We start from the raw sequence: 10,333 nt of genomic DNA, 5'->3' as shown, positions 1-10,333 counted from the left end.
CCCTCCTGCCGGTGAAACTCCCACCAAAGTGCCGGGTCGCCGCCCGCGCTCGACAGCAGGGAGTCTCCTGCGTCGAGCTGGAACGCGGCGAGGTAGACGATGCTCTTGACGTTGGACGCGTCGGCGAGTGCCTGCGTGGTGGGGACGCCGCCGTAGGAGTGCGCGACGACGACCACGGGGCCGCCGATCGCCTCGACCGCGGCCCTGATGGCGGCCGCGTCGGAGTACATGTCGCCCAGCGCCTTGGGATCGTCGCCACACGAGGTGAGAGCCACGGTGTGGACATCGATGCCGGGCAGGTCATCGATGAGGAGTTGCAGATGCTCGGGCTTGTGCCACGCTCCGGGGACCAGCAACAGCGACGGCAGGGGCATTCGAACCTCATAGGGCAGGTGATGTGTTGGGCATGATGTGCGGGCTCATCATGCAGGCCCCCGCCTCACAGCGTCCACGTGATAGATGTCACCCATTATCTATGGGGCGGGGGCGAGCCACCCTGCCGCAAGGGAAAACCCCTCCCGACCTGCCAGCGGCGCGGCTTGACCGCAAGCACTACTAGTGGGCGGCCTCTTCCTGCGCGTCCACTCGGCTGCCTGCGGTCTCGTCGTCGTGCACCGGCGCGGCCGCAGGTGACCGGTTCGCGGGCCGGCGGGCCGGGAGTGCGACGGCGGGGACGATCGCCGCGACGGCGATGCCGACCGCCCACCAGAACGCGCCCTGGAAGGCGCCGGTGGCGTCGTTGTCGAGCAGCGACTGCAGGGCGACGGCGACGACGGCGGTGCCGAACGAGGCTCCCACCTGCTGAGCGATGCGGGTGTTCATGGTGGCGTGCGGGATGCCCGCCGGCCGGATGTCCTGGTAGGCGACGGACATCGGCGGGATCAGCACCGCCCCGGTCCCCAGGCCACGAACCAGCAGCACGGCTCCCAGCCACCACAGGTTCGTGCCCGGCCCGGCGAGCGCGAACGGGACGGTGGCGACGGCGGCGAGCAGGAAGCCGGCGATCGTCAGGGTGCGGGCCCCGAACCGGTCGACCAGCCGGCCGATCACGAAGCGCGAGGCGAGCGCGCCCACACCCTGCGGGATCAGCAGCAGCCCGGCGTCCAGCACGCTGTCGCCCCGCAGCTGCTGGTAGTACAGCGGCAGCAGGAACATGCCGGCGTACATCGCCGCGCCGGCGGTGAACAGGACCGCGGAGGCGCTGCCGAGCGAGCGCACGCGCAGCAGTCGGACGTCGACGATCGGCTCGCGCTCGCCGGGCCGCGACGCCCACACGACGAACGCGGCCAGCAGGACGACCCCGGCGAGCAGCGGCGCCAGCACCCTGGCATGGCCGATCCCGCCGTCCTCGGACAGTTGCGAGAGGCCGAGCAGGATCCCCGTCAGCGCCGGCGCGAGCAGCGCCAGGCCGATCCAGTCCGGGCGCCCGCGCCCGGCAGGGGAGCCGGGGTGGTCGGCGGGCAGGAACCGCCACGCCAGCAGCAGCCCGGCGGCGATCACGGGCACGTTGACGAGGAACAGCCAGCGCCAGCCCAGCCCGTTGAGGATCACCCCGCCGATCACCGGGCCGAGGATCGGGCCGAGCGCGATCGGCAGGCTGACGGCCGCCATCAGCCGGCTGCCGACCTGTCCGCCCGCGGCTCTCACCGCGAGCGTCTGCATCAGCGGGAAGATCAGCCCTGCCCCGAAGCCCTGCAGCGCCCGGAAGCCGATCAGGCTCGCGCCGTTCCAGGCGACCGCGCACAGCACCGAGGCGAGCACGAACAGCACCAGCGCGGCCATCCACACCCGCTTGCCGCCCCAGCGGCGCTCGGCCCACCCGGTGATCGGGATCGCCACGGCCATCGCCAGCAGGAAGCCGGTGGTGACCCACTGGATCGTGCCGGCGGTCGAGTGCAGCCGCACCGCCAGCGTGTGGATCGCCAGCGTCACCATCGTCGAGTCGAGGATCGCCGCGATCCCGCCCACGATCAGCGCGATCAGCGCGTTCTTCACCTGTGGCGACAGCTTCGCCTCGGTGGTCTCCGTCATCGTGTCGCCCTCGGAATAAGAGAGGAATCCATCTCTTGGGAGAGTAGGACGCGTTGCTAAGGAATGCAAACCTTTCTTATAGTGGGGCCGTGACCACATCTGCCGCCGCGTCCTCTCGCCGGCGCCGGCGCGGGCCCGAGCTTGAGGCCGCGCTGCTGGACGCGGCCTGGGACGAGCTGGCCGAGGCCGGCTTCGCGAGACTGACCATGGAGTCCGTCGCCACCCGCGCAGGCACCGGCATCGCGGTGCTGTACCGCCGCTGGGCCAACAAGGACCAGTTCGTGCTCGCCGCGTTGGAGCACTACCGCATCAGCCACCCGGTCGACCTCCCCGACACCGGGACCCTGCGTGGCGATCTTCTCGCCGCGCTGACCGGCATGGCCGAGGCCCGCGCCGCCTTCTTCGCCGTCACCGCGGCCGCCGCCTTCTCGGGGCTGCTGACCAGCACCGGGCTCACTCCCGCCCAGGTGCGCGACCGGATCATCGGCGACCAGCGGCTCCCACGCGTCCGGGCCATCTACCAGCGCGCCCACGACCGCGGCGAGATCGATCTGGACCGGATCCCTCCCGCGGTGCTCGCCATGCCGTTCGACCTGGTGCGTCACGACCTGCTCATGGACCTCGAACCCCCGAAGCCCGCACGCATCCGGTCGATCCTCGACGAGCTCTTCCTCCCCCTCGTCCGCGGCCACCACGACGCGCCGGACCCGGCGGCGGCCGTCTGACCTGACGCGGCGCGGCCGTACGGCGCCTCAGAGCCAGCCGGGTTTGACCAGGCCCGACTCGTACGCGATGACGACGAGCTGGGCGCGGTCGCGCGCGTGGAGCTTGCTCATCGTGCGGCTCACGTGGGTCTTGGCCGTCGCCGGGGACATGTAGAGCCTGGCGGCGATCTCGTCGTTCGTCATGCCGGTGCCCACGAGCGAGAGCACCTCCCGCTCCCGTTCGGTGAGCGGGTCGAGGCGGGTCGCGATGCCGGGCTCCTTGGCGCGGGCGACGTACTCCGCGATGAGCCTGCGCGTCACGCCGGGGGACAGCAGGGCGTCGCCGGAGGCCACCACCCGCACGGCCTGGATCAGCTCGGCCGGCTCGGTGTCCTTCACCAGGAAGCCGCTCGCGCCGCCGCGCAGGGCCTCGAAGACGTACTCGTCCAGCTCGAACGTGGTGAGCATGACGATCCTCACGTCGGTGAGGGCGGGGTCGTCGCCGATGCGGCGGGTGGCCGTCAGGCCGTCGGTGCCGGGCATGCGGATGTCCATCAGCACCACGTCGGGACGCAGGTCGCGGGTGAGCAGGACGGCCTGCTCGCCGTCGCCCGCCTCACCGACGACGGTCATGCCCTCCTGCGCGTCGAGCAGGGCCCGGAACCCGGCCCGGACCAGTGCCTGGTCGTCGGCGAGCAGCACACGTATCACTTCGGCTCCTTCTGGCCGGCGGACGGGGGGAGGGGGAGACGGGCCTCGACGCGGAAGCCGCCGCCGGGCCGGGGGCCCGCCGCCAGCGACCCGCCGAGCGCCGCGGCCCGTTCGCGCATGCCGGGGATGCCGTTGCCGCTGCCGAGGCCCGCCTCGGCCCGCGCCGTTCCCGCGCCGTCGTCCTCGATCACCACGGTCAGCTCCTCCGGCGCGTACGCCACGCGTACGGTCACCCGGGAGCCGGGCGCGTGCCGCGAGACGTTGGTGAGCGACTCCTGCACGATCCGGTACCCGGCCCGGTCGATGCCGGCGGGCAGCGGGCGCTCCTGCCCGGTGACCTCCACCGCGACCGGCAGGCCGCTGCGCTCGGCGAGGTCGGCGAGATGGGCCATCCCGGCCATGGGGGAGCGCGGCGCGCCGTCCCTGAGCAGGCTCAGCACGCCGCGCATCTCGGTCAGCACGTCCTTGGACGCCTGCTTGATCGTGGTCAGCGCGGTGCGGGCCTGCTCGGGGTGGTCGTCCAGGATGTGCAGGGCGGTGGACGCCTGCACGTGGATCAGCGAGATGTTGTGGGCGAGCACGTCGTGCAGCTCCTGGGCCATGGTGAGCCGTTCCTCGCTCGCCTGCCGCCGTGCCTCCTCCTGCGCCACCCGCCGGCGCTCGGCCAGGCGCTCGCGGCGCATCCTGTGGAACTCCGCGACGGTCAGCGTGAGCAGCAGGTAGGCCGCGACCGCGGTGTGGTGGAAGAGGCTCGCGCGATGGGGGATGAGCCAGGTGGCGTAGGCGACGACGAACAGGAAGAACGCCCCCGCCGACAGCCACGCCGCGCGACGGTGTCCCGACAGCACCGCATTGAAGATCACGATGATCGGGCTGAGGAACACCGGCCCGTACGCGTAGTCGAACAGCATGTAGACCGAGGTGGCCGTGAACGTGACGACCAGCGCGGCGACCGGCGCGCGGCGGCGCAGCGCGATCGCGAGCGGCCCGACCAGCAGCAGCGCGTAGCCCCACCAGGTCAGCGGCACCCGTCCGAGGTCCGGGTTCCGCAACTGCCCATACTGGGCGCCTATCGACAGGAACACCTGGAGGATCCCGACGATGATCGGCAGAACGGGATCGATGCGGTGGTACACGGCGGAACGGGAACGCACACCCGCACGCTAGGCCATCACCGCTGGTCACCGCATCCGCCCCGCGCGGCAGTCCGCCGTACGCCGGAAGGAGTAGCGCGTTCGCCGCGTCGCCTGCCGGCGCGCTCGGCCAGGATCGGCGTCCAAAAGCGGACAATCCCGCAGCGATATTGACTGCCGTGAGTCATGCTGGAGTGATCGGTCACGTCGTGCTGGAGGTGCCGGGGCATGAGGAGCGTCGTCGTCGCGTCGCTGGGGCTGGTCACGTTGGCGGGCTTCCTCGCGCCGCCCGTCCACGCCGCGCCGGTGCGGCCCGCCCCGGAGGCCAAGCGGCCGGTCGCGGAGGGGTACGGCGGGGCCGTGGCCACCGTGGACCTCGACGCGAGCAAGGCCGCGCTCTCGGTGCTGCGCCAGGGCGGCAACGCGATGGACGCGGCGGTGGCGGGGGCCGCGGCGCTGGGCGTGACCGAGCCCTACTCGGCGGGGCTCGCCGGAGGCGGCTTCATCGTCTACTACGACGCCCGCAAGCGGAAGGTGACCACGATCGACGGGCGCGAGACCGCCCCGCGGGCGATGACCTCGACGGCGTTCGAGGGCATCCCGTTCGACGAGGCCGTCACGAGCGGGCTGTCGGTCGGCGTCCCGGGCAGCGTGGCGCAGTGGGACACGGCGCTGCGCCGCTACGGCACGATGCCGATGCGGCAGGCGCTGCGCCCCGCGATCGAGATCGCGGAGAAGGGTTTCGTCGTCGACCAGACGTTCCACGATCAGACGGAGCAGAACGCCGCCCGCTTCGCCGACTTCACCTCGACCGCCTCGCTCTACCTGCCGGGTGGGGAGCCGCCGCCGGTCGGCTCGGTCTTCCGCAACCCCGACCTCGCGCGCACCTACCGTGAGCTGGGCATCCGCGGCCCGGACTGGTTGTACGGCGGGGCGCTCGGCCGGGAGATCGTCGCGACCGTGAAGAAGCCGCCGGTGCGCCGGGGTGCCACCAGGAACGTCAGGACCGGGCTGATGGAGGTATCCGACCTCAGGGCCTACCGGGCGCTCGAACGGCCGCCGACCAAGGTCGCGTACAAGGGCCTCGACGTGTACGGCATGGCGCCGCCGTCGTCCGGCGGATCAACGGTGGGAGAGGCGCTGAAGATCCTGGAGGCCCTCCCGAAGGTCGGCCTGCACGAATACCTGGAGGCGTCCCGGCTCGCCTTCGCCGACCGCAACGCCTACGTCGGCGACCCGGCGTACGTGAACGTGCCGCTGGAGCAGTTGCTGTCCGACGGGTTCGCCAAGGAGCGCGCCTGCCTGATCGGCCCGCGGGCGATGGCGCACCCCGCCGCGCCGGGTTCGCCCGACGGCTCCTACGCGCCGTGCCCTGCGGCGGCGCAGGGGACCCCGGGGGCGTCGGCGGGCGCGGTGCCCGAGGAGAAGAAGGAGGGTCCCGAGACCACCCACCTCGTGGTGACCGACCGCTGGGGCGACGTGGCCGCCTACAACATCACGATCGAGCAGACCGGCGGCAGCGGGATCGTGGTGCCCGGCCGCGGCATCCTGCTCAACAACGAACTGACCGACTTCACCTTCGGCCCGGCGCCGGGCGACCCCAACCTGCCCGCTCCCGGCAAGCGCCCGAGGTCGTCCATGGCCCCGACCATCGTGCTCAAGGACGGCACGCCGCTGCTCGCCGTCGGCTCGCCCGGCGGCGCGACGATCATCACGACGGTGCTGCAGATCCTGGTGAACCGGCTCGACTTCGGCATGTCGCTCCCGGAGGCCGTGGCCGCGCCGCGCGCCTCGCAGCGCAACACCGCCGCCACCCAGGCCGAGCCCGCGTTCGCCGACCGGTACGGCGCGGAGCTGACCGCGCTCGGTCACACGCTGACGGACGTCCCCGGGCCGCCGGCGGGGGAGATCGGCGCGGCGACCGGCCTGGAGTTCCTGGAGAACGGCCGCGTCCAGGCGGTCGCCGAGCCGGCCAGGCGTGGCGGAGGCAGCGCCCTCGTGGTCAGCCCGCGCCGCTGATCCGAATCAGCCCCCCAGTCGGTCTCAGGCGCCGATGAGTTCGTAGGCCGCCGGCTTCACCTTCCGGGTCCGTGCCCAGTATTCGAAGGTGAAGCCTGGCCACAGCGTGCGGTTCCTGCCGTGCTCGTCGAGATACCAGCTCGTGCAGCCGCCCTCGTTCCACACCAGCCGGTCGAGCCGCTGCCGGAGGCGGTCGTTGAAGGCCCGCTGCGCCGCCGGCCGCACGTCCAGGGCCTTCGCCCTGGTCCTCGACAGCAGCCGCAGGCAGTCCATGACATAGCGGACCTGCGATTCGATCATGAAGACGACCGAGGAGTGCCCGAGACCGGTGTTGGGGCCGAGCAGGAAGAACAGGTTGGGGAAACCCGCGGTCGTGATCCCGTAGTAGGCCTCGACGCCGTCGCGCCACGCGTCCTGGATCTTGACGCCGTTCCTGCCGACGATGTTCTGCTCGTTGAGCGCGTCGACCACCTTGAAGCCGGTGCCGTACACGATCATGTCGACCTCGTGCTCGCGCCCCGCGGCGTCCACGATCGACCGCTCCCTGATCTCGGTGATCCCGTCGGTGACCAGCTCGACGTTGTCCCTGGTCAGCGCGGGATAGTAGTCGTTGGACAGCAGGATCCGCTTGCAGCCGATGGTGTAGTCGGGCGTCAGCTTGGCGCGCATCCCGGGGTCGGGCACCTGCCGGGCCAGGTGCCGCTCGGCCATCGCCTGGTGGACCTTCATCAGCCGCGGGTCGATCGTGAAGCCCACGGCCCGGGTCTCCAGCAGCCAGTAGACGGCGTCGCGCAGCAGGCGGGCGCCGCCGGGCGTCTCCATGGCCCGTTTCAGCCGTCCGGCTATCGGCAGGTCCGGCTTGGGCTGAATCCACGGCGGGGTGCGCTGGAAGACGGTGAGCCGGCTCGCCTGCTCGGCGACGACCGGGACGAACTGGACCGCCGACGCACCGGTGCCGACGACCGCGACGCGCTTGCCGGCCGGGTCCGCGGAGTGGTCCCACCGGGCGGAGTGGAACGCCGTGCCGGTGAAGCGCTCACGCCCGGGGATCTCGGGGAACGACGGCATGTGCAGGGCGCCGACGCCGGAGACGACGGCGTGGGTCTCGAAGGTCTCCCCGCCGCCGGTCGACACCCGCCACAGGGCCCGCTCGTCGTCGTACTCCAGCCCGCTGACCTCCGTGCCGAACCGCAGGTGGGGCTCCAGGTCGTACTTCCGGGCGCAGGCCCGCAGGTAGTCCCAGATCTCCTCCTGCGGGGAGAACAGCCGCGACCAGCCGGGGTTGAGCTCGAACGAGAAGGAGTACAGCGGCGAGGGGACGTCGCAGGCGCAGCCGGGATAGGTGTTGTCCCGCCAGGTGCCGCCGAGCTCGCCGGCCTTCTCCAGGATCACGAAGTCGTGATAACCGGCTTCCTTGAGCTTGATGGCCATGCACAGCCCGGCGAACCCGGAACCGATGATCGTGACGCCCGGACTGGGCATGCGTCCTCCCCGTCCTATTGGAAGATCTGTCCAACCTATGCCCGCGGGTGGGCCGGGTCCAGGGGGCCGATGCAGGACGGCCGGAGCGGCCGGGGAGTGCCCGTCGCGGGGACGCCGTGGCACCCCTCACCGTACGTCATGCGGGTGGAGAGCTGACCCGTCGGCGGGCATGACAAAGCCGCCGACGGGCGCGGTCGTCGGCGGCTGGTACAGGTATGTCAGCGGACCAGGAGGTACGCCACCACAGCGAGGATCACGACGAGCGCCGCACCGGCGGCGATCCAAATCGGCAGGCGGGACGGCTGCTCCTTGGAGGCCTCCGCGTCCTGCTGCTGCGCGAACACCCGGAAAGCCTGCGTGTTTCCGGCCGGGTCGATCTGAGGGTCGGACATGGGCAAGACTCTAGCGACACATGGTGCGCCATCGCTGTGATTTGTCGGATTTTGCCCTCTCCTGGCGACCGCTTGGGCGAGTCGGGAAACGGCGGCCCGCCCGTGCCCGTATCCCGGGCACCGGCGCGGGCGCGGATACCGGACCGGTGTGGGCGGCGGATAGCGTTGTATCCATGCTCCGCACCCTCCTGGCTCCCCGGCTGGTGGCCCTGCACCTGCTGGTCATCGGGGTGCTCGTGTCCTTCACCTTCCTCGGCCGCTGGCAGCTCGGCGTCTTCGAGGCGTCGGGCGCCCCGAAGCGGGCTCCCGACCCCGCGCCCGTGGCCGTCACCGAGCTGGCTCAGGTGGGACAGCACGTGAGCGGCACCGCGATCAGCCGCAGGGTGACCGCCACGGGGACCTACGACGCCGCGCACCAGCTGCTGGTGGCCGACCGGGTCGCGGACGTCGCCGCCCCCGGCGGCCGGGCGGCCCGCGGGAGCGGATTCTGGCTGCTCACGCCGCTGCGGCTCGCGGACGGCACGGTCGTCCCCGTCGTACGCGGCTGGGTTCCCAGTGCGGACGACCCCGCCACGGCCGCGCCCGAGGGCGCCGTGACCGTGACCGGGCGGCTGCGGCCGGCCGAGCAGACCGACGACGTGATGCGCAGCGGGAACCTGCCACGCGGCCAGGTGGCGACGGTGTCGACGGCGGAGCTGATCAACCTGTGGCCGGACGCGCGGGTGCGGGACGGGTTCGTCGTCGCGGCCGCGCAGGAGCCGCCGTCCCGCGTCACGCCCGTGGCCGTGTCGCCGCCGACCGTCGGCGGCGGCTTCACCTGGCGCAACCTGGCCTACGCCCTCCAGTGGTGGATCTTCGCGCTGTTCGCCGTGTACATGTGGTTCCACTTCGTACGCGACGCCCAGCGCGGGCGGCGGGAGCGGGAGGACGCGGAGCCGGAGCCGTCCGAGCCCGCCGCGCACGTGGAGGCCTGATCGGCCCTGGAGGCCGGACCGCCGGGTGGCACGGATATCGTGGGGTGACCGTTTCCCCAGCAGAGGTAATGATCGACGTGGAATCCGCGCTCAACTTCTACCGCGTCATGGCCTACATCGTCGGCGTGATGCTGCTCGTGCTGTGTGCCGCCATGGTCGTCAAGTACGGCTTCGACAGCGGCACCATGGTCGCGGTCGTCGGGCCGATCCACGGCTTCCTGTACATGATCTATCTGGTGGCCGCGATCAACCTGGGCCTGATCAAGGCGCGCTGGTCGGTGGGCTATCTGCTGCTGGTGCTCATCGCGGGCACGATCCCGTTCCTGTCCTTCGTGATGGAGCGCAGCGTCACCGAGCGGGCGCGCAGGAGGATCGCCACCGCTTCCTGAGCGACGCGGAACGGCCGGGCCGCGAGCGCGACCCGGCCGTGTCCTTCAGCTCTGTGTCCTTCAGCTTCGTGGGAGTCAGCCGCCGATCTGGCGGCGGCGGATGCGCCGCAGCCGCGCCCGCTGCGACTCGTCCAGCATGAAGTAGGCGACGATCGGCGCACCCAGCGCGCCGATCGTGATCAGCCAGGCCAGAAGCGTCGGCACCGGAAGGATGAAGACCAGCACGGCCACCACCGCCGCGCCCACGTAGTACTTGCCCAGTGGCGACATCGTCAGGCCTTTCGTGTCGGGTCCCGCGCGGAACGTCGTCCCGCGTCGCCTGGAGAACGTCCGGGGTCTCGGCCGAGTTCCGTGAACACCCCCGGGGGCCGGCCCGATCCCGGCCGTCGCACCTCCGCGTGGCACCTCCGCGCCGCGGCGCCGCGGTGCCAGGGAGACGAGTCGTCGTCTCCCGCCCGGCCCCGCGGCGCCGCGCACGCTCCCCGGTCGTCCGGCATG

11 protein-coding genes are annotated in these 10,333 nt (G+C 71.9%); 4 read left to right on the top strand and 7 right to left on the bottom strand.

From position 1 onward, the window contains the following. Both BXA11_RS35940 and BXA11_RS35935 read right to left on the bottom strand, forming a co-directional pair. A partial coding sequence (locus BXA11_RS35940; protein WP_143734717.1) for an alpha/beta hydrolase occupies positions 1-374 on the bottom strand: 374 nt, incomplete at its 3' end. Between the two features lie 181 nt (positions 375-555). Then, positions 556-2,031 carry an MDR family MFS transporter gene (locus BXA11_RS35935; RefSeq protein WP_076441827.1) on the bottom strand — a complete coding sequence of 492 codons (1,476 nt, stop codon included), beginning with the start codon at positions 2,029-2,031 and terminating at the stop codon, positions 556-558. Positions 2,032-2,120: 89 nt separating this feature from the next. On the opposite strand from BXA11_RS35935, the gene BXA11_RS35930 reads away from it, so the two are divergent. Next, positions 2,121-2,756 carry a TetR/AcrR family transcriptional regulator gene (locus tag BXA11_RS35930; protein WP_076441825.1) on the top strand — a complete coding sequence of 212 codons (636 nt, stop codon included), beginning with the start codon at positions 2,121-2,123 and terminating at the stop codon, positions 2,754-2,756. 27 nt (positions 2,757-2,783) lie between these two features. On the opposite strand, the gene BXA11_RS35925 is transcribed toward BXA11_RS35930, so the two are convergent. Then, entirely contained in the window at positions 2,784-3,446 is a 663-nt protein-coding gene (locus tag BXA11_RS35925; protein WP_030511072.1) for a response regulator transcription factor, read from the bottom strand. Then, positions 3,443-4,600 (bottom strand): sensor histidine kinase, encoded by a 1,158-nt coding sequence (locus tag BXA11_RS35920; RefSeq protein ID WP_076441823.1) that lies wholly within the window; start codon positions 4,598-4,600, stop codon positions 3,443-3,445. The genes BXA11_RS35925 and BXA11_RS35920 overlap by 4 nt, the downstream gene beginning before the upstream one ends. Positions 4,601-4,807: 207 nt before the next feature. On the opposite strand from BXA11_RS35920, the gene ggt reads away from it, so the two are divergent. Continuing rightward, positions 4,808-6,598, top strand: a complete 1,791-nt coding sequence (gene ggt, locus BXA11_RS35915; RefSeq protein ID WP_076441821.1) for a gamma-glutamyltransferase — start codon at positions 4,808-4,810, stop codon at positions 6,596-6,598. A gap of 24 nt (positions 6,599-6,622) precedes the next feature. Here ggt and BXA11_RS35910 read toward each other — a convergent pair whose 3' ends face one another. Both BXA11_RS35910 and BXA11_RS43760 read right to left on the bottom strand, forming a co-directional pair. Beyond that, positions 6,623-8,080, bottom strand: coding sequence for a flavin-containing monooxygenase (locus BXA11_RS35910; protein ID WP_076441819.1), 1,458 nt, complete (start codon positions 8,078-8,080; stop codon positions 6,623-6,625). A gap of 218 nt (positions 8,081-8,298) precedes the next feature. Further along, positions 8,299-8,472, bottom strand: coding sequence for a hypothetical protein (locus BXA11_RS43760; RefSeq protein WP_167769296.1), 174 nt, complete (start codon positions 8,470-8,472; stop codon positions 8,299-8,301). A gap of 173 nt (positions 8,473-8,645) precedes the next feature. Between BXA11_RS43760 and BXA11_RS35905 the strand changes: the two genes are divergently transcribed. Then, positions 8,646-9,446, top strand: coding sequence for an SURF1 family protein (locus tag BXA11_RS35905; protein WP_076441816.1), 801 nt, complete (start codon positions 8,646-8,648; stop codon positions 9,444-9,446). Positions 9,447-9,514: 68 nt separating this feature from the next. After that, positions 9,515-9,835 carry a DUF3817 domain-containing protein gene (locus BXA11_RS35900; RefSeq protein ID WP_030511077.1) on the top strand — a complete coding sequence of 107 codons (321 nt, stop codon included), beginning with the start codon at positions 9,515-9,517 and terminating at the stop codon, positions 9,833-9,835. Between the two features lie 75 nt (positions 9,836-9,910). Here BXA11_RS35900 and BXA11_RS35895 read toward each other — a convergent pair whose 3' ends face one another. Continuing rightward, positions 9,911-10,105 (bottom strand): hypothetical protein, encoded by a 195-nt coding sequence (locus tag BXA11_RS35895; protein ID WP_030511078.1) that lies wholly within the window; start codon positions 10,103-10,105, stop codon positions 9,911-9,913. Positions 10,106-10,333 lie beyond the last annotated feature (228 nt).

The sequence above is a fragment of the Microbispora rosea genome (genome assembly GCF_900156315.1).
In the GTDB taxonomy this organism is placed as follows: Bacteria; Actinomycetota; Actinomycetes; order Streptosporangiales; family Streptosporangiaceae; genus Microbispora; species Microbispora rosea.
Note: the sequence above shows the minus strand (reverse complement) of the source record. Positions and strands in the feature narration are given on the sequence as shown.

Bases quoted from the DNA above. Each gene is read 5' to 3' on its own strand.
- BXA11_RS35895 (WP_030511078.1), bottom strand. From the start codon at position 10,105: ATGTCGCCACTGGGCAAGTACTACGTGGGCGCGGCGGTGGTGGCCGTG.
- BXA11_RS35900 (WP_030511077.1), top strand. From the start codon at position 9,515: ATGATCGACGTGGAATCCGCGCTCAACTTCTACCGCGTCATGGCCTAC.
- BXA11_RS35910 (WP_076441819.1), bottom strand. From the start codon at position 8,080: ATGCCCAGTCCGGGCGTCACGATCATCGGTTCCGGGTTCGCCGGGCTG.
- ggt (WP_076441821.1), top strand. From the start codon at position 4,808: ATGAGGAGCGTCGTCGTCGCGTCGCTGGGGCTGGTCACGTTGGCGGGC.
- BXA11_RS43760 (WP_167769296.1), bottom strand. From the start codon at position 8,472: ATGTCCGACCCTCAGATCGACCCGGCCGGAAACACGCAGGCTTTCCGG.
- BXA11_RS35905 (WP_076441816.1), top strand. From the start codon at position 8,646: ATGCTCCGCACCCTCCTGGCTCCCCGGCTGGTGGCCCTGCACCTGCTG.
- BXA11_RS35935 (WP_076441827.1), bottom strand. From the start codon at position 2,031: ATGACGGAGACCACCGAGGCGAAGCTGTCGCCACAGGTGAAGAACGCG.